This window comes from Rahnella bruchi (genome assembly GCF_003614975.1).
GTDB lineage: Bacteria > Pseudomonadota > Gammaproteobacteria > Enterobacterales > Enterobacteriaceae > Rahnella > Rahnella bruchi.
In genome coordinates, this window is the sequence record NZ_QZWI01000006.1 from 88,680 (window position 1) to 107,862 (window position 19,183).

The 19,183-nt window shown below is 51.3% G+C and carries 18 protein-coding genes and 1 other annotated feature; of the genes, 12 read left to right on the top strand and 6 right to left on the bottom strand.

Annotation, left to right across the window (positions count from 1 at the left end; all coding sequences use genetic code 11):
• The first annotated feature begins 180 nt into the window (after positions 1-180).
• Positions 181-2,109, top strand: a complete 1,929-nt coding sequence (gene sltY, locus D5398_RS12910; RefSeq protein ID WP_120508000.1) for a murein transglycosylase — start codon at positions 181-183, stop codon at positions 2,107-2,109.
• Positions 2,110-2,163: 54 nt separating this feature from the next.
• Positions 2,164-2,499 carry a trp operon repressor gene (gene trpR / locus D5398_RS12915; RefSeq protein ID WP_120508001.1) on the top strand — a complete coding sequence of 112 codons (336 nt, stop codon included), beginning with the start codon at positions 2,164-2,166 and terminating at the stop codon, positions 2,497-2,499.
• A gap of 23 nt (positions 2,500-2,522) precedes the next feature.
• On the opposite strand, the gene yjjX is transcribed toward trpR, so the two are convergent.
• Complete coding sequence (gene yjjX / locus D5398_RS12920; protein ID WP_120508002.1) at positions 2,523-3,056, bottom strand: inosine/xanthosine triphosphatase; 534 nt, start codon at positions 3,054-3,056, stop codon at positions 2,523-2,525.
• Between the two features lie 51 nt (positions 3,057-3,107).
• Here yjjX and gpmB point away from each other — a divergent pair, with 51 nt between their 5' ends.
• On the top strand, positions 3,108-3,755 hold the full coding sequence (gene gpmB / locus D5398_RS12925; RefSeq protein ID WP_120508003.1) for a 2,3-diphosphoglycerate-dependent phosphoglycerate mutase GpmB: 648 nt from the start codon (positions 3,108-3,110) through the stop codon (positions 3,753-3,755).
• 12 nt (positions 3,756-3,767) lie between these two features.
• Here the strand turns inward: gpmB and robA are convergent, their stop codons facing one another.
• Positions 3,768-4,631, bottom strand: coding sequence for an MDR efflux pump AcrAB transcriptional activator RobA (gene robA, locus D5398_RS12930; RefSeq protein WP_120508004.1), 864 nt, complete (start codon positions 4,629-4,631; stop codon positions 3,768-3,770).
• Between the two features lie 208 nt (positions 4,632-4,839).
• On the opposite strand from robA, the gene creA reads away from it, so the two are divergent.
• On the top strand, positions 4,840-5,322 hold the full coding sequence (creA, locus tag D5398_RS12935; protein ID WP_120508005.1) for a protein CreA: 483 nt from the start codon (positions 4,840-4,842) through the stop codon (positions 5,320-5,322).
• A gap of 109 nt (positions 5,323-5,431) precedes the next feature.
• Here the strand turns inward: creA and arcA are convergent, their stop codons facing one another.
• Positions 5,432-6,148: a two-component system response regulator ArcA gene (gene arcA / locus D5398_RS12940; RefSeq protein WP_112168192.1), complete on the bottom strand. Its 717-nt coding sequence runs from the start codon at positions 6,146-6,148 to the stop codon at positions 5,432-5,434.
• A 666-nt stretch (positions 6,149-6,814) separates the two neighbouring features.
• Here arcA and D5398_RS12945 point away from each other — a divergent pair.
• The 5 genes from D5398_RS12945 (at position 6,815) to thrC (ending at position 12,579) form a co-directional block, all read left to right on the top strand.
• Entirely contained in the window at positions 6,815-7,501 is a 687-nt protein-coding gene (locus D5398_RS12945; protein WP_120508006.1) for a tRNA/rRNA methyltransferase, read from the top strand.
• A gap of 215 nt (positions 7,502-7,716) precedes the next feature.
• Entirely contained in the window at positions 7,717-7,785 is a 69-nt protein-coding gene (thrL, locus tag D5398_RS12950; RefSeq protein WP_071823645.1) for a thr operon leader peptide, read from the top strand.
• Positions 7,724-7,840 (top strand) — a sequence feature (Thr leader region). Its footprint overlaps the gene before it by 62 nt.
• A 34-nt stretch (positions 7,841-7,874) precedes the next feature.
• On the top strand, positions 7,875-10,334 hold the full coding sequence (gene thrA / locus D5398_RS12955) for a bifunctional aspartate kinase/homoserine dehydrogenase I (protein WP_120508007.1): 2,460 nt from the start codon (positions 7,875-7,877) through the stop codon (positions 10,332-10,334).
• Position 10,335: 1 nt separating this feature from the next.
• Entirely contained in the window at positions 10,336-11,265 is a 930-nt protein-coding gene (gene thrB / locus D5398_RS12960; protein ID WP_120508008.1) for a homoserine kinase, read from the top strand.
• A 24-nt stretch (positions 11,266-11,289) separates the two neighbouring features.
• The gene (thrC, locus tag D5398_RS12965) at positions 11,290-12,579 is read left to right on the top strand and encodes a threonine synthase (protein ID WP_120508009.1); all 1,290 of its coding nucleotides are present in this window, start codon (positions 11,290-11,292) and stop codon (positions 12,577-12,579) included.
• A 66-nt stretch (positions 12,580-12,645) separates the two neighbouring features.
• Here the strand turns inward: thrC and yaaA are convergent, their stop codons facing one another.
• Together yaaA and D5398_RS12975 are read right to left on the bottom strand one after the other, a co-directional pair.
• Complete coding sequence (gene yaaA / locus D5398_RS12970; RefSeq protein WP_120508010.1) at positions 12,646-13,419, bottom strand: peroxide stress protein YaaA; 774 nt, start codon at positions 13,417-13,419, stop codon at positions 12,646-12,648.
• Positions 13,420-13,531: 112 nt separating this feature from the next.
• Positions 13,532-14,959 carry an alanine/glycine:cation symporter family protein gene (locus D5398_RS12975; protein ID WP_120508011.1) on the bottom strand — a complete coding sequence of 476 codons (1,428 nt, stop codon included), beginning with the start codon at positions 14,957-14,959 and terminating at the stop codon, positions 13,532-13,534.
• Positions 14,960-15,234: 275 nt separating this feature from the next.
• Here D5398_RS12975 and tal point away from each other — a divergent pair, with 275 nt between their 5' ends.
• The 3 genes from tal to D5398_RS12990 all read left to right on the top strand — a co-directional run bounded on the left by tal (position 15,235) and on the right by D5398_RS12990 (position 18,364).
• Complete coding sequence (tal, locus tag D5398_RS12980; protein WP_056777212.1) at positions 15,235-16,188, top strand: transaldolase; 954 nt, start codon at positions 15,235-15,237, stop codon at positions 16,186-16,188.
• 123 nt (positions 16,189-16,311) lie between these two features.
• Positions 16,312-16,899 carry a molybdopterin adenylyltransferase gene (gene mog / locus D5398_RS12985; RefSeq protein ID WP_120508012.1) on the top strand — a complete coding sequence of 196 codons (588 nt, stop codon included), beginning with the start codon at positions 16,312-16,314 and terminating at the stop codon, positions 16,897-16,899.
• 142 nt (positions 16,900-17,041) lie between these two features.
• Positions 17,042-18,364: an MFS transporter gene (locus tag D5398_RS12990; protein ID WP_120508013.1), complete on the top strand. Its 1,323-nt coding sequence runs from the start codon at positions 17,042-17,044 to the stop codon at positions 18,362-18,364.
• A gap of 60 nt (positions 18,365-18,424) precedes the next feature.
• Here the strand turns inward: D5398_RS12990 and satP are convergent, their stop codons facing one another.
• Positions 18,425-19,024, bottom strand: coding sequence for an acetate uptake transporter (gene satP / locus D5398_RS12995; RefSeq protein ID WP_120508014.1), 600 nt, complete (start codon positions 19,022-19,024; stop codon positions 18,425-18,427).
• Positions 19,025-19,183: the final 159 nt, after the last annotated feature.

Consider the following 19,183-nt stretch of genomic DNA (forward strand, 5'->3'; position numbering starts at 1 on the left):
TTCTGTGACAGAAAATAGATCTGCCGCCGTCTGGTAACTGCCGGTCGCTTGCACCACACTGTGTAAAGTTTGTGATGCTGTCCCTGCATCGCTTCAATTTTAAATATGAATCGATTAGCGTAGTGGCTGTCTACACAATGCAGAACAGTTTCGGCACAACCCGTGAGGATAAAGGTAAGTATGGTCAAGGTGGACAAATGGCACTCTCTGGCACTGAGCGTATTGCTGGTGACGGCATCGGGCGTGGCGAACGCTGACTCGCTGGACGCGCAACGCCAGCACTATATGCAGATTAAACAGGCGTGGGATAATAATCAGATGGACGTTGTCAGCCAGCTGATGCCGACGCTGGAAGACTATCCTCTTTATCCTTATCTGGAATACCGCCAGCTGACGCAGGATCTGGGCGATGCGACACCAGCACAGGTCAACGCGTTTGTGAAAGCGAATCCGACATTGCCACCGGCACGTTCCCTGCCAGCCCGCTATGTGAATGAACTGGCGCGCCGTCAGGACTGGAACAGTTTGCTTTCATTCAGCCCGCAACCGCCAAAACCAGCAGCGGCGCGCTGTAACTACTATTACGCAAAATGGGCGACTGGCGATCAGAAAACGGCGTTCGATGGTGCGAAAGATATCTGGCTTACCGGTACATCGCTGCCTAATACCTGCGACAAATTATTCTCCGTCTGGCAGGGTGCAGGAAATCAGACTGCGCTGACGACGCTGCAACGCATCGGGCTGGCAATGAAAGCCGGTAACACTAATCTGGTCAGCTATCTGGCCAAACAGTTGCCGCCGGATTATCAGACCATGCGCGATGCGCTTATCGATCTGCAAAATAATCCGAATACCCTTGAAAGCTTTGCACGCAATGTCGGACCGACTGATTTTACCCGTAATGCGACCAGCATTACGTTCAGCCGGCTTGCCCGTGATGATTCCGAGAATGCCCGTTCGATGATCCCGGTTCTCGCGCGTTTGCAGAAGATGAGTGACAGCGAACGGCTGGATCTGGAAGAGGCCGTTGCCTGGCGTTATATGGGCAGCGATGCCACACCGGAACAGGCCGCATGGCGCGATAGCGTCATTCTGCGCAGTCACTCCACCACGCTTGTCGAACGCCGTATCCGTATGGCACTGGCCTCGGGCGATCGTCAGGGGCTGAACCAGTGGCTGCAACGGCTGCCGTCGGATGCCCTGCAACAGGACGAATGGCAATACTGGCGTGCATCAGTGATGATCGACAACGGTCAGCGCTCGCAGGGCGAAGCGATGCTGCGCACGTTAATGAAAGGGCGGGGATTCTACCCGATGGCGGCGGCGCAAAAGCTGAATGTCACTTATCCGATGCAGATTTCTGTCGCGACGAAACCGGATCCCAGCATTGCGAAATTGCCAGCAGTGGCGCGTGTGCGGGAGCTGATGTACTGGCAGATGGACAATCTGGCCCGTACCGAATGGAGTTATCTGGTCAGCAGCCGCACGGAGTCCCAACAGTCTGCGCTGGCGCGATATGCATTCGAGCAAAAATGGCCGGATCTTAGCGTACAAGCCACTATTACCGGCAAGCTGTGGGATTACCTCGAAGAACGTTTCCCGCTGGCATGGCCGGATGAATTCCGTCGTGCGACCAACGACAAAGGCATAACCCAAAGCTATGCGATGGCGATTGCGCGTCAGGAAAGTGCCTGGAATCCGAAAGCCCGTTCGCCAGTGGGCGCTTCCGGTTTGATGCAGGTGATGCCTGCCACCGCGCAACATACGGTGGACATGTTTGGCTTGCAGGGTTACAGCAATCCGGGACAGCTTTTAGATCCGCAGATGAACATTATAATCGGTACCAACTATCTGGAATATGTCTATCAGATGTTTGGCCGCAACCGTATTTTATCCAGCGCTGCTTATAACGCCGGTCCTTCACGCGTGAATACCTGGCTGGGGAACAGCGCGGGCAGGGTGGATTCGGTCGCGTTTATCGAGAGCATCCCTTTCTCTGAAACTCGGCGATATGTTAAAAATGTGTTGGCATACGATGCGTTTTATCGTTATTTTTTACATCAACCCGCCAAGATTTTGACGGATGCCGAATGGCAGAGGCGTTACTGATCCCACGTCGTTTATGATAAGCTGCTGTACTAGTTTAATAGTATGGCAGCCATTATGACCCAACGACTAATCAATGACCCTGCTCTTTCCCAACAAGGCAATGAGGACTGGCAATGCTTCCTGGCATTGCTGCAGCAATCTTTTGCTGAAAATCTGCATCAGGATTTGCTGCAACTGCTGCTTACGCCCGACGAACGTGCGGCGCTGGGTACGCGGGTGCGGATTATTCAGGAACTGATGCGCGGAGAATTGAGTCAGCGTGAGCTGAAAAGCCAACTGGGTGCGGGTATTGCCACGATTACCCGTGGTTCGAATGGGCTGAAAACGGCACCGGCGGAACTCAAAGAATGGCTGAGTGAGCAACTGCTGACAGACAAAACGGACGACTGAAGCGTCCGTTACCGTCGGATGTTTTAGTGTGTTTGGGTTCTGACCTGATATACCGAATTATGAAAAGGCGCTAAAGCCAGTACCAGCGCCTGATGATAAACGCTGGTGCGGGTCAATTTTCCCGCTGTAAAGACGCCGATAGCTCCGCCTTTACGTTTTACTTCCACGATACCCGTCAGTTTTTCCATCTCATCTCCCAGTTCGCTGCCCTGGTTAATTCCTTGTAAAATAATTTCAGGTAACATCAGACTTGCTGAACGGGATTCACCACGCTGGTGCATATTCTCAATTACCATCCACGCGAAGGTCATATTGTCTTCGATACCCGCTTCCACACCGACCCAGAAGTCTGCTTCGGGGCAAACCTGGCGGGCGCCGATGACGCGATGACGCGCTCCGGTACGGGTTTCATTACTGCCGATGGGTTGATTGGGAACACCACTGTCGACGTCAACGCCTTCAATGCGGAATGCCTCAGCGCCGAAAATATCTTCAAAAGCCATGGCGATAGCTTTGATTTTTGCCGGGTTAGTGGTTGCAGCGACAACATGGTACATAGAGTTTTAGCATCCTTTAGCAAATTTCACGCAGTATAACGGAAAACACTCATGTTACAGGTATATCTCGTCCGTCATGGCGAAACAGAATGGAATGCCGCACGCCGTATTCAGGGGCAATCAGACAGCCCTCTGACGGCTAAAGGTCTTTATCAGGCTCGTCAGGTTGCTGAGCGTGTGCGTAATGAAGGGATCACTCACGTCATCACCAGTGACTTAGGACGTACCCGCCACACGGCGCAGATTATCGCTGATGCCTGCGGGTGTGAAGTGATCAACGAGCCGCGATTACGCGAATTACATATGGGCGTGCTGGAAGAACGTATTCTGGACGGCCTGACGGATCAGGAAGAAGTGTGGCGTAAGCAGATGGTCGATGGTTCACCGCAAGGGCGTATTCCTGACGGTGAAACGATGACGGAGCTGGCTGCGCGTATGCGTGCGGCGCTCGACAGCTGCCTGGCTTTGCCTGAAGGAAGTAAGCCTTTGCTGGTCAGCCATGGCATTGCGCTGGGCTGTCTGATCAGTACGATCCTCGGGCTGCCTGCTTATGCCGAACGTCGTCTGCGCCTGCGCAACTGTTCACTTTCGCGTGTCGATCACCAGCAAAGTGCCTGGCTGGCGAATGGCTGGATTGTGGAAACGGCGGGCGATGTCTCACATCTGGAACTGCCCGCGTTAGACGAGTTGCAACGCTAACGCCAGAAGGCGTTAGCGGCGGATTGGGATCAGGTAATCACACTGTATTTCGGTTGGCGCGGTGCCAGGAGCACGGCCATTCGTATAAAAGCGTTCGATATCCTGTCCCTTTCTGCGGGTCAGTTTCAATGTTGGCAGACACGTGCTGTACAACGTCAGAATGAATTCCTGCAAATGCTCCGGAGTGCCATTGTAGTGGAACATGGCGTACTCGCCGTGCTGCAATACAATCGGCTGACCTTCAACGTTTTCCGGCAAGTGCTGAGCTTCCAGCGCGGTCGTGTACAATACTTCCTGCTCGTCATCTTTTTCCTGGCTTGGACGTGAATGGTGCAGGCCATAAAGAATTGGCGGCAGCGTTTTCGCTTCACCAATATACTGACGCCAGAAATGACGACGCATCTCGTTACGGTACGTGGTGATTTGCTCCAGCGTACAGGCGTAACTTTGTGTCATCCCGACAAGATGCTGTTCCGGCAGTGAGATATATTCAGGCTGGGGAAGAATAAACGCACCCAGACGGATTGGCGGACAAATCCCGAACGAATGCCAGTCTTCAGCACGACGATACAGTGCCGGTGTTTGTGCAAATTGTTTTTTGAATGCCCGGGTAAATGTTTGTTGTGAATCAAAACGATACTGAAGGGCGATATCTAAAATCGGGCGGCTGGTGAGACGCAAAGCGACGGCCGCTTTAGAAAGGCGGCGGGCACGGATATAAGCGCCAATAGCATTATTAGTGACATCTTTAAACATGCGCTGCAGGTGCCATTTGGAATAGCCGGCCTTGGCTGCAACATTGTCGAGTGACAAGGGCTGGTCTAAATGGGTTTCTAACCAGCTAAGAAGGTCACGAATGATTCCTGCTTGATCCATAGATCGTCCTCGTTGAACTAAGATAAATGCACAGAATGATGGGCGGCATAATAACAACTTTTTACCGATAAGACTTCCTAAGAATTTTTTGGCTATCTGTGCTATTTGACTGTGTTACAGAGTATTTCATTCCGAAAGTGTGAATACACGCTTTCCCTGTAGGGTTTCTTTAGAAAACAACGTCATGCTAATGACGTGGAGTAACTTAATGAATAGATGTTGGATTTTTGTTTTTTCGATGTTTGCTTTTTGTTCTACGGCAGCGCATGCAGAGCAGATCGGTTCGGTCGATACCGTCTTCAAACTCTTTGGCCCCGACCATAAGATTGTCGTGGAGGCCTTTGATGATCCTGATATTAAAAATGTAACTTGTTATATCAGTCGTGCGAAAACCGGCGGCATTAAGGGGGGGTTAGGTCTGGCTGAAGATACCGCCGATGCGGCGATTTCGTGTCAGCAGGTGGGGCCGATTGAGCTGAGCGATAAGATTAAGCAAGGCAAAGACAAGGGAATCGTTGTTTTTCAGAAGCGCACATCGCTGGTGTTTAAAAAGCTGCAGGTGGTTCGTTTTTATGATGAGAAACGTAACGCGCTTATCTACCTGAGTTATTCCGATAAAGTGGTGGATGGTTCACCGAAAAATGCGCTCAGCGCTGTGCCGATTATTCCTTGGGCGCATGCCGCTCCCTGAGTTCTCAACAACCTGAGTTCTCAACAATTAACACAAAACAAAAGGCCAGCTTTCGCTGGCCTTTGACGTTTTATCTTACCGGATACAGTTCGGTTGGCAACCTGCTGTATCAGTCTTCCAGATCACCGCAGAAACGATAGCCTTCGCCGTGAATGGTGGCGATGATTTCAGGGGTGTCAGGCGTCGCTTCGAAATGTTTACGGATGCGACGGATGGTGACGTCAACGGTACGGTCATGAGGCTTCAGCTCACGGCCGGTCATTTTCTTCAGCAGGTCGCCACGGGTTTGGATCTTGCCCGGGTTTTCGCAGAAGTGCAGCATGGCGCGGAATTCGCTGCGCGGTAACTTGTATTGCTCACCCTGCGGGCTCACCAGCGAACGGCTGTTGATATCGAGTTCCCAGCCATTGAATTTGTAGCTTTCAACCAGACGACGTTCTTCGCCGGTCGTGCCCAGATTCATGGTGCGGGAAAGCAGGTTGCGTGCGCGGATAGTCAGTTCGCGCGGGTTGAACGGCTTAGTGATGTAATCATCAGCGCCGATTTCAAGACCCAGAATCTTATCAACTTCGTTGTCGCGGCCGGTCAGGAACATCAGAGCAACACTGGCTTGTTCGCGTAATTCGCGTGCCAGCAGCAGGCCGTTTTTGCCTGGCAGGTTGATGTCCATGATAACCAGATTGATGTCATTTTCAGACAGAATGTGGTGCATTTCTGCGCCATCATTAGCTTCATGTACCATGTAGCCTTCTGCTTCAAAAATGCTCTTTAACGTATTACGTGTCACTAACTCGTCTTCGACGATCAGAATGTGAGGGGTCTGCATGATTGCTACCTAAGATTGCCAACAAATAGAAAATAGGAGTACAGAAGTCCTTGTTATCCCAAAGAATTTTGATGCCTTTTTGGACATCTCACTCGTTACATGACTAAAGTACGTAAACGCGTTCTCGATGCAATTTCCATCAACGACAACAACATCGCAAGCTCGGTCAGGGATTCCACTTTCTGCAGTTCCACGGGGTCCTAAAGCGGCGCATATCCTAACCCTATTAACAGCAATATAACAGCGAGTGCCGAAATTACCACTCAACAAAATTACGGTTTGTTGACATATATCAAGTTCAATTGTAGCACGGTAACAGAACAGTGAAAAACACTTACAAGAATGCACGCTTGAGTCACATTTCGGCATTTATTGTACACGATTCAGCAAATGATTAAGAATCGAAAGATAAATGCAAAATCGTGATGATTCTTTATTATGTATCCATATGAAAAATAATGATAAATTTTTCATTCATGCTGGCTTAATCAGGCCAGCACCTTTTTTACCTGCAGGGTAACGTTTTCCGATAAAATAAAGGAATATATTGAGCCGACTGTTAAGTTCTTGTGAAGAATATAAGCTATGAATAGATTTGGAACAGGGTGAAATTTCATCGCTTAAATACGGACGGCAATTTCTTTCCCCCCTTTGCAAAGGCACGACATGCAACTTCATATTATTTTAGTTTCCCCGGCTCGCCCGGAAAATGTCGGTGCGGCAGCCCGTGCAATGAAAACCATGGGTTTCGCATCGTTGCGTATTGTGGACAGCGAGGCACATCTCAAGCCAGAAGCCGGCTGGGTTGCGCATGGTTCGCAGGAGATCCTGCAAAATGCGCTCCATTTCAATACTCTGGCGCAAGCACTGGCTGACATAGATTTTACCGTTGCCACGACCGCCCGCAGTCGGGCTAAATTTCACTATTACTACACGCCACAGGAATTACAGGTGCAGCTCGAAGAAAAGAGCCAGTGGGTGAATCATGCTGCGCTGGTGTTTGGTCGTGAGGATTCGGGTCTGACGAATGAAGAACTCGGGCTGGCGGATGTACTGACCGGCGTACCGATGGTGGCAGATTACCCGTCGCTCAATCTGGGGCAGGCAGTGATGGTTTTCTGTTATCAGCTCTCTTCTCTGAACCAGGTCACGTCGGTAAAACCTGAGACTGCCGAGGCGGGGCAGCTTTCAGCATTACGTGCCAGAGTCGGACGTTTGCTGGAAAATGTCGGGGCAGAAGATGACCAGAAATTGGCCGACTGGCTGCATCAGCGCCTCGGTCTTTTGCAGCAGCGAGACGCCGCGATGCTGCATACTTTGCTGCATGACATCGAAAAAAAGCTGACCTCATGATGTGAGGGGATTTTCTGCGTGAACAGTTCGATATCCGGCATGATAAGCACAGAGCTGGTGATCGTACTGGAAAGGGTTTTAATGGCAGAGAATTCTACAGTTGATTTTGTCCGTGACTAACCGGTCAAAAACAGAAAAAAATTGACTTGTGGTGCCTTATGCTTTAGCTAATAGAGGCAGACAGAGTAAAACCATAAGACAGACAGAAAATAAAAATGCGAATCATCAGCCTGAATACAACAATTATTACCACCACCGATACCACAGGTAACGGGGCGGGCTGACGCGTACAGGAAAAAGAAAAAAAGCCCGCACCTAACCAGTGCGGGCTTTTTTTTTACATTTAAACGAGAGCTTGAGGAGAGAACCAGAAATGCGAGTGTTGAAATTTGGCGGGACCTCGGTAGCAAACGCAGAACGCTTCTTGCGGGTTGCGGACATTATGGAAAGCAATGCGCGTCAGGGACAGGTCGCAACGGTATTATCCGCGCCTGCCAAAATTACCAACTATCTGGTTGCCATGATTGATCGAACTGTCGCCGGACAGGACATTCAGACCATCATGAGCGATGCAGAAAACATTTTTGGTCAGTTGATTACCGGTCTGGCAGTCGCGCAGCCAGGCTTCGATTTGCCGAAAGTGAAAGCGTTTGTCGATCAGGAATTCGCCCAGCTTAAACAGCTGATGCATGGTATTACCCTGCTCGGCCAATGCCCTGACAGCGTGAACGCATCCATTATCTGTCGTGGCGAGAAGCTTTCTATCGCCATCATGGAAGCGGTATTTCTGGCAAAAGGGTTTGGCGTTACCGTCATCAATCCGGTTGAAAAACTGCTTGCTCAGGGGCATTACCTCGAATCCACCGTGGATATCAACGAATCCACCCGTCGTATTGCTGCCAGCGCCATTCCCGCTGATCACATTGTGCTGATGGCCGGTTTCACTGCCGGTAATGAAAAGGGCGAACTGGTCGTGCTGGGCCGTAATGGTTCCGACTATTCTGCCGCCGTGCTGGCCGCCTGTTTGCGCGCAGACTGCTGTGAAATCTGGACTGACGTTGACGGCGTTTATACCTGTGATCCGCGCACTGTGCCGGATGCCCGTTTGCTGAAATCCATGTCGTATCAGGAAGCGATGGAACTTTCGTATTTTGGCGCGAAAGTCCTTCACCCGCGTACCATCCTGCCGATTGCTCAGTTCCAGATCCCTTGCCTGATTAAAAACACCACTAACCCGCAGGCGCCGGGGACTCTGATTGGCAGCGAAAGTCTTGATGACAGCACGCCGGTAAAAGGCATCACTAATCTGAATAACATGGCGATGATCAACGTTTCCGGTCCGGGAATGAAAGGGATGATCGGCATGGCCGCGCGCGTATTTGCCGTGATGTCCCGTTCAGGGATTTCTGTTGTGTTGATCACCCAGTCTTCTTCCGAATACAGCATCAGTTTCTGTGTGCCGCAAAGCGAGCTGCAACGTGCGCGTAAAGCGCTGGAAGATGAGTTCTATCTTGAGCTGAAAGATGGCCTGCTTGAGCCGCTGGACGTCATGGAAAAGCTGGCGGTGATCTCCGTCGTCGGCGACGGTATGCGTACCCTGCGCGGTATCTCGGCGAAATTCTTCTCGGCTCTGGCCCGCGCCAACATCAATATTGTCGCGATTGCTCAGGGCTCTTCGGAACGATCTATCTCCGTTGTCGTTAATAATGACGATGCCACCACAGGCGTGCGCGTGAGCCATCAGATGCTGTTCAACACCGATCAGGTGATCGAGGTGTTCCTGATCGGCGTGGGCGGCGTGGGCGGGGCGTTGATCGAACAGATCCGCCGCCAGCAGCAGTGGCTGAAAACCAAACATATCGATCTGCGCGTTTGCGGTATCGCTAACTCCCGTGCATTGCTGACCAATGTTCACGGCATTGCGCTCGATACCTGGCGCGATGAACTGGGGGCTGCGAAAGAGCCGCTGAATCTGGGGCGTCTGATCCGTCTGGTGAAAGAATATCATTTGCTGAATCCGGTGATCGTTGACTGTACCTCGAGTCAGGAAGTTGCCGATCAGTACGCTGATTTCCTCGCCGACGGTTTCCATGTGGTTACGCCAAACAAAAAGGCCAACACCTCGTCGATGAATTACTACCATCAGCTGCGCAAAGCGGCGGATGGTTCACGCCGTAAGTTCCTTTACGACACCAACGTCGGCGCGGGTTTACCAGTTATCGAGAACCTGCAAAACCTGCTGAATGCCGGTGATGAGTTGCTGCGTTTCTCCGGTATCCTTTCCGGCTCGCTGTCCTTCATCTTTGGTAAGCTGGATGAAGGCATGTCATTGTCAGCCGCGACCTTGCAGGCGAAGGAGATGGGCTATACCGAACCGGACCCGCGTGATGACCTTTCCGGTATGGACGTGGCGCGTAAATTGCTGATTCTGGCCCGTGAAGCGGGTTACAAACTCGAGTTGTCAGATATCGATGTGGAGTCTGTTTTACCGGCTTCTTTCAACAGCGAAGGAAACGTGAATGAATTTGTCGCGCATTTGCCAGAACTGGATGCGGAGTTTGCTCAGCGCGTCGCCGAAGCCACTGCCGCAGGCAAAGTATTGCGTTATGTCGGAGCTATCGAAGACGGTCAGTGCAAGGTAAAAATCGACGCCGTCGATGGTAATGACCCGCTATATAAAGTAAAAAATGGTGAGAATGCGCTGGCGTTTTACAGCCGCTATTATCAGCCGTTGCCGTTGGTTCTGCGTGGCTACGGTGCCGGGAATGATGTGACGGCGGCAGGTGTGTTTGCCGATCTTTTGAGAACGCTGTCATGGAAGTTAGGAGTTTAATATGGTTAAGGTGTATGCCCCGGCTTCAATCGGGAACGTCAGCGTAGGCTTCGATGTTCTGGGCGCGGCCGTGTCTCCGGTAGATGGCACGCTGCTGGGCGACTGCGTTTCTGTTGAAGCGGCCACAGAATTCAGTCTGAAAAACGAAGGCAAGTTTGTCTCCAAACTGCCTGACCGCATGGAAGACAATATCGTTTATCAGTGCTGGCAGCGTTTCTGTCAGGAAATCGGCAAGGAAGTTCCGGTGGCGATGACGCTGGAAAAAAACATGCCAATCGGTTCCGGATTAGGTTCGAGTGCCTGTTCGGTGGTCGCAGGCCTGATGGCGATGAATGAATTTTGCGGTAAACCACTGAATGAAAACCAGATGCTGATGCTGATGGGCGAGCTGGAAGGGCGTATTTCCGGCAGTGTGCATTTCGATAATGTCGCGCCATGCTATCTGGGCGGCATACAGCTGATGCTCGAAGAGCTCGATATCATCAGCCAGAACGTGCCAAGCTTTGACGACTGGCTGTGGGTGATGGCGTATCCTGGCATCAAAGTTTCGACGGCAGAGGCGCGTGCTATTTTACCCGCGCAGTACCGCCGTCAGGATTGCATCAGCCACGGTCGCTATCTGGCGGGCTTTATTCATGCCTGCCACACACAGCAACCTGCGCTGGCTGCAAAACTGATGAAAGATGTGATTGCTGAACCTTACCGCACCCGTCTGCTGCCGGGCTTTGCCGAAGCGCGCAGCGCCGCAGAAGAAATCGGTGCACTGGCTTGCGGGATTTCCGGTTCCGGTCCGACGCTGTTTGCAGTTTGTAATGACAGCGCAACAGCGAAACGTATGGCTGACTGGTTGCAGACGCATTATCTGCAAAATGACGAAGGCTTTGTTCATATTTGTCGTCTTGATACCGCGGGCGCGCGGGTATTGGGATAACTCGTTAATTTATTGGGATAACTAATGAAACTGTACAACCTGAAGGATCACAACGAGCAGGTCAGCTTTGCTCAGGCCGTCAAACAAGGCCTTGGAAAACAGCAGGGTTTATTCTTCCCGCTGGAACTGCCTGAATTTGAACTGACTGAAATCGACCGTTTGCTGGAACTGGATTTCGTCACCCGCAGCAGCCGCATTCTTTCTGCTTTCATCGGCGATGAAATTCCGGAAGAAGAATTACATCAGCGCGTGAAAAACGCGTTTGCTTTCCCGGCGCCTGTTGCCAAAGTGGAAGATGATATTGCCTGTCTGGAGCTGTTCCACGGCCCGACCCTGGCGTTTAAAGATTTCGGTGGCCGCTTCATGGCGCAGATCCTGACGCAGGTTTCAGGTGACCAGCCGGTGACCATTCTGACGGCAACGTCCGGCGATACCGGCGCAGCAGTGGCTCACGCCTTCCATGGTCTGAAAAATGTGCGCGTCGTGATCCTTTATCCGCGCGGCAAAATCAGTCCGCTGCAGGAAAAACTGTTCTGTACGTTGGGCGGCAACATTCATACTGTCGCTATCGACGGTGACTTTGATGCCTGCCAGGCGCTGGTCAAACAGGCGTTTGATGATGAAGAACTGAAACACGCTCTGAAGCTGAACTCGGCCAACTCCATCAATATCAGCCGTCTGCTGGCGCAGATCTGCTACTACTTTGAAGCGGTCGCTCAGCTGCCACAGGAAGCGCGTAATCAGCTGGTGATTTCCGTGCCAAGCGGCAACTTCGGTGACCTGACGGCCGGTCTGCTGGCGAGATCTCTCGGCCTGCCGGTCAAACGTTTCATTGCTGCGACCAATGCCAACGACACGGTGCCGCGTTTCCTGAGTAACGGGGAATGGGAACCGAAGAAAACAGTTGCGACGCTTTCAAACGCCATGGATGTCAGCCAGCCAAATAACTGGCCACGTGTGGAAGAGCTGTATCGTCGTAAGACCTGGCAGCTGAAAGATCTGGGCTTTGGCGCGGTCAGCGATGACACCACCGAAGACGCGATGCGTGAGCTGGCGAATATCGGTTATATCTCTGAACCTCATGCGGCGATTGCTTACCGTGTACTGCGTGATCAGCTGCAACCGGGTGAATTCGGCCTGTTCATCGGTACTGCGCATCCGGCGAAATTTAAGGAAAGCGTGGAAGCGATTTTGGATCAGGACATCGGTTTGCCAAAAGAACTGGCTGACCGCGCGGATCTGCCTTTGCTGTCGCACAATCTTCCGGCCGATTTCAGCGAAATGCGTGCATTCCTGATGGCGCTGCCTGAATAAAAACGCTGATTCAGAAATGCAAAAGCCCTCTTCGTGAGGGCTTTTTTATGTTACAGCTCAGTACAATCAGCGTTCAGGGCGGGTAAATACCAGCTCATTGCCCTGCGAACGTGATTCATCAAATTCGTAACCTTCCAGATTGAAATCCTGAAGCTGTTTCGGCTTATCCAGACGCTCTTTGATAATGAAGCGGCTCATCAGACCACGCGCTTTTTTGGCGTAGAAGCTGATGACTTTGTATTTACCGTTCTTCTCGTCGAGGAATACCGGCTTGATGATTTCGCCATCCAGCAGTTTCGGTTTCACTGCTTTGAAGTATTCGTCAGACGCCAGATTCACCAGCACTTTGCTTTTTTGCTCGCTGAGTAACTGGTTAAGTTTTTCAGTCAGTAACTCGCCCCAGAATGCATACAGATTTGCGCCCTGAGGGTTTTCCAGACGGATCCCCATTTCCAGACGATAAGGCATCATCAAATCCAGCGGGCGCAGCAGGCCGTATAAACCGGACAACATGCGCAGATGTTTTTGGGCAAAATCGAAATCTTTTTCGCTGAAATCTTCCGCCTGCAGGCCGGTATACACATCACCTTTAAAGGCGAGAAGCGCCTGACGGGCATTTTTCGGGTTGAAATCCGGATGCCAGTCATTGAAACGTTCGGCGTTGAGATGAGCCAGTTTATCGCTGATCCCCATCAGTGAAGATATCTGCGCAGGGGACATTTTGCGCGCCACGGTAATCAGCTGACTGGATTTATCCAGCAGCTCCGGTTGTGTATAGCGCGTTGTCGCAAGCGGGCTTTCGTAATCGAGCGTTTTAGCAGGTGAAATAATGGTCAGCATAATCTCGTCCGTTGGTCAGTGACGGTTCAAATTCAGAAATTTTCGTTGCCATACTGTAGCAAAAAAGTCACTGCGATGGGGGCATGATAATAATAGGCAAAAGCGTAGAAAATCAGCGTGGCGAAGACATTTTATCCCACACGCCCGGTTCAAGCTGACCGCGCAATTCAGGGTAATGATCAGGATTAAAGACCGGTATTTTCCCCATCCGCCGCTGACGTTCGTAATCCTTAACCACTTTTATCGCGATACCGGAAAGCAGCAGCAAAGCGGTGAGATTCAGTATGGCCATCAGCGCCATGAAGATATCAGCCAGTTTCCAAAGCATCTGAAGTTCCATCAGGCAGCCGCCAAAAACCATCGCAATCACCAGAAGCCTGAAAATCAGCAATTTAACCGGCGCGGCACTATGAACAAAACTGAGATTGTTTTCGGCATAGACATAGTTACCGGCTATGGAGGTAAACGCAAAAGAGAACACCAGTATCGCCAGGACAAACGAGCTCCAGCCGGGCATTGTCGGGTCTATGGCCAGGCGGAGCAGGCTAATCCCTGTGGATTCTCCGGGAATATCCAGTGCGCCGGAGGTTAAAATAATCAGCGCAGTGGCCGTGCAAATCACCACTGTATCTATCAATACCGCCAGCATCTGGTTAAATCCCGATGCCGCCGGATGGCTGACTGCCGCCATTGCCGCCACATTTGGCGATGAACCAACACCGGCTTCACTGGCGAACGCTCCACGCTGCATACCCTGAGTAATTGCCTGGGTTACGCCATACGCCAGTGCGCCGGACGCAGCTTCCTGCAACCCGAAAGCGCTTTTGAAAATCAGTGCGAACACCTGTGGAAGTTTTTCGACATGGTGGCCAATGATCCAAACGGCCAGCAGCAAATAGGCGAAAGTCATCAGAGGGATCATCCATTTGGACAGCCAGGTGACGGCGCGAATTCCACCGAAAATCAGCGTGGCTACCAGTGCCGACAAAATACAGGCAGTGGTCAGCACCGGAACATGCAGAAGATGAAACGAGGCCTGCGCAATCGAATTTGCCTGTAACGCACTGAAAATAAAGCCGCAGGAAATCACCATCAGGAAGGAAAACAGGATCCCCATCCAGCGCATTCCCAGACCTTTCTCCATGTAATCTGCCGGACCACCGCGAAATTTGTTACGCGCACTGGTGCCTTTATATATCTGGGCCAGCGTGTTTTCTATCAGCGCGGTAGCCATGCTGAAGACGGTAATAATCCACATCCAGAAAATGGCACCCGGCCCGCCGAGCACAATCGCAATCGTCACGCCGGTCAGATTACCGGTACCGATCCGCGAGGCCAGACTCAGGCAAAGTACACGCCAGGGTGACGTTCCGCGGGGATCGGCACTGCGTTTGAAAAGGGACGGAGAGAAGAGGTGGCCAAGGCGGCGAAACTGAATGAAACCAAGACGGAAAGTGAGATAAATACCGCTGCCAAACAGCAGGTAAATCAGGATCGTACTCCAGAGAATTGTGTCGAAAAAATCCAGCAAGTCATTCATGAATTGTCCTTGGTTGATTTACCCTTCATCGTTTTTATTAATTGGCTTAAGGGCAATGACCATTTTGGAGGGCTAACATACCTTTTTTATCTAACCGGTGACATATGCAATTTGGCTGAATTTGTGTGTTTTGGAAGGTGAGAAATCCATAGATGTTCGTAGCCGAGCATGCCGTTAGAAGCGCCTTGCGCGTGGCTTTTTGCATGTTATCATCAGCCAAAGGCAAGGCATGAAAATGCCTATACGAAAACGTCCAAACGATGAGATATGCCAAAATGACCGATAAACTGACTTCCCTACGCCAAATGACTCAGGTTGTTGCTGACACCGGAGATATCGCGGCAATGAAGTTGTACCAGCCGCAGGATGCGACCACCAACCCGTCACTGATCCTCAGCGCTGCGCAAATTCCTGAATACCGTAAACTGATCGACGAAGCAATCGCCTGGGCACGTGACCAGAGCAGCGATCACGATCAGCAGATTACTGATGCAGCTGACAAACTGGCAGTAAACATCGGTCTGGAAATTCTGAAACTGGTACCGGGCCGCATCTCTACTGAAGTTGATGCCCGTCTGTCTTACGACACTGACGCGAGCGTGGCTAAAGCTAAACGTCTGATCAAACTTTACAACGATGCGGGTATCACCAACGACCGTATCCTGATCAAACTGGCTTCCACCTGGCAGGGTATCCGCGCTGCGGAAAAACTGGAAAAAGAAGGTATCAACTGTAACCTGACCCTTCTGTTCTCCTTCGCTCAGGCTCGTGCTTGTGCAGAAGCGGGCGTGTTCCTGATTTCTCCATTCGTTGGCCGTATCCTCGACTGGTACAAAGCCAATGGCGACAAGAAAGAGTTCGCACCGAATGAAGATCCGGGCGTTGTGTCTGTGACCGAGATTTACGAATACTACAAACAACACGGCTATGAAACTGTCGTGATGGGCGCAAGCTTCCGTAACATCGGCGAAATCATCGAACTGGCTGGCTGTGACCGTCTGACAATCGCCCCTGCGCTGCTCAAAGAGCTGGCAGAAAGCGAAGGCCCGCTGGAGCGCAAACTGTCCTTCTCCGGCGAAACCAAACCACGTCCTGCGCCACTGACTGAAGCTCAGTTCTACTGGGACCACAACCAGGATCCAATGGCTATCGACAAACTGGCTGACGGCATCCGTAAGTTTGCTATCGACCAGGGCAAACTGGAAAAAATGATTTCTGATCTGCTGTAATCAGCGCTCAGTTTTCGACTAAAGCGGCTAATCAGCCGCTTTTTTTGTGACTGTGATAATACCCAGGCCCTGTTCCCGATATACTGAGACAAATTACGAAGAAAAATGCTGTGGAGAAATAGCATGAATACATTGCGAATTGGTCTGGTGTCAGTGTCGGATCGCGCGTCAAACGGTGTCTATCAGGATAAAGGCATTCCGGCGCTGGAAGAGTGGCTGGAAAAAGCGCTTATTACGCCCTACAAACTGGAAACAAAACTGATCCCTGATGAGCAGCCGCTGATTGAACAGGCGATCAGCGAACTGGTCGATGAAAGTGGCTGTCATCTGGTTCTGACTACCGGCGGAACCGGCCCTGCGCGGCGCGATGTCACTCCGGATGCCACGCTGGCTGTTGCCGATCGCGAAATGCCGGGTTTCGGGGAGCAGATGCGCCAGATTAGCCTGCACTTTGTGCCGACGGCGATTTTATCGCGTCAGGTGGGAGTGATACGTAAACAGGCGTTGATCCTCAATTTACCCGGTCAGCCGAAATCTATTCAGGAAACCCTGGAGGGTTTGAAAGATGCCGACGGTAAGGTGATTGTTTCCGGTATTTTTGCCAGCGTGCCTTATTGTATCCAGTTACTCGATGGACCTTACGTTGAAACGCATGATCACGTGGTAGCAGCTTTTCGTCCAAAAAGTGCCCGCCGCGATACAAAAAACTGAATCCCCCTCGATTTCAAAATTTAGAGAAGTTACGCGTCAGACACTCTGGTGTGAAAATTATTTGCCGTTATAGTAATGATTACTTTACAAGAGGTGGCAAAACCTTTTTCCATTTTTCACTCTGGTGTCTGACGGTATCCCTATGCAACACGCACAATCGCGCCGGTTGAACCGGCAGGACTACAAAACGCTGTCCCTGGCTGCATTGGGCGGCGCCCTGGAATTCTACGACTTTATCATTTTCGTCTTTTTCGCTGCGGTAATTGGCGATCTCTTCTTCCCAGCCAATATGCCCGACTGGCTGCGTCAGGTTCAGACCTTTGGTATTTTCGCCGCCGGTTATCTGGCACGCCCGCTGGGCGGCATCATCATGGCGCATTTCGGCGATTTAGTCGGACGTAAGCGCATGTTCAGTCTGAGTATTCTGCTGATGGCCTTGCCGACGCTGGCGATGGGTTTGTTACCCACATACGCGTCAATTGGCATTGCAGCACCGTTGCTGTTGTTGCTAATGCGTGTGTTGCAGGGGGCGGCGATTGGCGGTGAAGTGCCGGGTGCGTGGGTATTTGTAGCGGAACATGTACCGCGCAGTCGCATTGGTTTTGCCTGCGGAACTCTGACTGCTGGTTTAACGCTTGGGATCCTGCTCGGTTCTCTGGTGGCAACTTTACTTAACACCAGCATGACGCCAGCAACAATCAGCCAGTATGGCTGGCGTATTCCTTTCTTTATTGGCGGGATTTTTGGTCTTATCGCTATGTACCTGCGCCGCTGGTTACAGGAAACCCCGGTCTTTATCGAGATGAAAGCGCAAAAGGCGCTGGCAGAAGAGTTGCCTCTGAAAGCCGTTGTCGCTAATCATAAAAAAGAAATTGTGGTCTCGATGCTGATGACCTGGCTGCTTTCCGCCGGCATCGTGGTGGTTATTCTGATGACGCCAACCTGGTTGCAGAAACAGTTTGGCATTCCGGCGGCAGTAGCATTACAGGCAAACTGTCTGGCCACGGTGGCACTGATGCTCGGTTGTATTATCTCGGGCAGCATTGTGGATCGTCTGGGTGCCAGCAAAACCTTTATCTTCGGCAGTTTGTTTCTCGGCATTTGCACCTGGTCGTTCTATCACATGGTGGCCGCTGATACGTCGGTGCTGATGGGTATGTACGCGCTGGCAGGACTGAGTGTGGGCGTGGTCGGTGCGGTACCGTATGTGATGGTAAGGGCTTTCCCTGCGGAAGTGCGTTTTACCGGCATTTCATTTTCATACAATGTGGCTTACGCGATTTTTGGCGGCCTGACACCGGTATTTGTGACGCTGATTATGCGCCTGACGCCGATGGCTCCCGCTTATTATGTGCTGGCGCTTTCTGTAATTGGATTGCTGACCGGAATTTATCTGAGCCATGACCTGAACAGTGAAGCGGCGAAAGAAGCGAAGTTTGCCGAACGTGCCGCTTCCGGCCAGTAAGTTTATTTCTCACATAAAAAAACCCTGCAATGCAGGGTTTTTTTGTCACAGGCATGAGCGTTATGCAACGACCGCATCAATCTGGGTGGCATGATTTTTCGGCTCGCCGATAGGCAGAACAGTACGGCCATACTGTTCGTTTATCACTTCCGCCATCGCCAGATAAATGGCGCTGGCGCCACAGAAGATACCTTCAAAGCCAGCAAAATGAAGAACAGCTGTATTCCCGGTCATATTTCCGTAGCACAGCAGGGCGAACAAAATCGTCAGGCTGCCGAAAACAACCTGAAGACCGCGGTTTGCTTTCAGGGTGCCAATGAACATGAATAAAGTGAAAACACCCCACAGACCGAGGTATGCGCCCAGGAAACTTTCGCTGCTGGCGTCGGCCATGCCCATACGTGGCAGCATCAGGATGCCAACCAGGCTCAGCCAGAAGGCGCCGTATGAAGTGAACGCGGTTGTGCCGAATGTGTTCCCTTTTTTGAATTCCATCATCCCGGCGAGGATCTGAATCAGCCCACCATAAAAAATGCCCATACTCACGATCACAGCGGTGAGAGGGAAAAAGCCTGCATTGTGTAAATTCAATAAGATAGTGGTCATACCAAATCCCATCAGCCCGAGGGGGCCTGGGTTTGCCAAGGGTTTGCTTTGCATAGATCCTCTGTATCGGAATTATTATTAATTGATAATCGGGGGAAGAAACGCTTGGAAATGGGTAAAAAGGCCACATATCTTTTTGGAAGCGCGCGGCATCATAAGGAGGGTTGCGTCAGCAAACATTGATCTGGCGTAACAGCAATTAAAGATTTTTTT

Excerpts from the sequence above, each read along its gene's own strand:
- sltY (WP_120508000.1), top strand. The coding sequence starts at position 181 with ATGGTCAAGGTGGACAAATGGCACTCTCTGGCACTGAGCGTATTGCTG.
- trpR (WP_120508001.1), top strand. The coding sequence starts at position 2,164 with ATGACCCAACGACTAATCAATGACCCTGCTCTTTCCCAACAAGGCAAT.
- yjjX (WP_120508002.1), bottom strand. The coding sequence starts at position 3,056 with ATGTACCATGTTGTCGCTGCAACCACTAACCCGGCAAAAATCAAAGCT.
- gpmB (WP_120508003.1), top strand. The coding sequence starts at position 3,108 with ATGTTACAGGTATATCTCGTCCGTCATGGCGAAACAGAATGGAATGCC.
- robA (WP_120508004.1), bottom strand. The coding sequence starts at position 4,631 with ATGGATCAAGCAGGAATCATTCGTGACCTTCTTAGCTGGTTAGAAACC.
- creA (WP_120508005.1), top strand. The coding sequence starts at position 4,840 with ATGAATAGATGTTGGATTTTTGTTTTTTCGATGTTTGCTTTTTGTTCT.
- arcA (WP_112168192.1), bottom strand. The coding sequence starts at position 6,148 with ATGCAGACCCCTCACATTCTGATCGTCGAAGACGAGTTAGTGACACGT.
- D5398_RS12945 (WP_120508006.1), top strand. The coding sequence starts at position 6,815 with ATGCAACTTCATATTATTTTAGTTTCCCCGGCTCGCCCGGAAAATGTC.
- thrA (WP_120508007.1), top strand. The coding sequence starts at position 7,875 with ATGCGAGTGTTGAAATTTGGCGGGACCTCGGTAGCAAACGCAGAACGC.
- thrB (WP_120508008.1), top strand. The coding sequence starts at position 10,336 with ATGGTTAAGGTGTATGCCCCGGCTTCAATCGGGAACGTCAGCGTAGGC.
- thrC (WP_120508009.1), top strand. The coding sequence starts at position 11,290 with ATGAAACTGTACAACCTGAAGGATCACAACGAGCAGGTCAGCTTTGCT.
- yaaA (WP_120508010.1), bottom strand. The coding sequence starts at position 13,419 with ATGCTGACCATTATTTCACCTGCTAAAACGCTCGATTACGAAAGCCCG.
- D5398_RS12975 (WP_120508011.1), bottom strand. The coding sequence starts at position 14,959 with ATGAATGACTTGCTGGATTTTTTCGACACAATTCTCTGGAGTACGATC.
- tal (WP_056777212.1), top strand. The coding sequence starts at position 15,235 with ATGACCGATAAACTGACTTCCCTACGCCAAATGACTCAGGTTGTTGCT.
- mog (WP_120508012.1), top strand. The coding sequence starts at position 16,312 with ATGAATACATTGCGAATTGGTCTGGTGTCAGTGTCGGATCGCGCGTCA.
- D5398_RS12990 (WP_120508013.1), top strand. The coding sequence starts at position 17,042 with ATGCAACACGCACAATCGCGCCGGTTGAACCGGCAGGACTACAAAACG.
- satP (WP_120508014.1), bottom strand. The coding sequence starts at position 19,024 with ATGCAAAGCAAACCCTTGGCAAACCCAGGCCCCCTCGGGCTGATGGGA.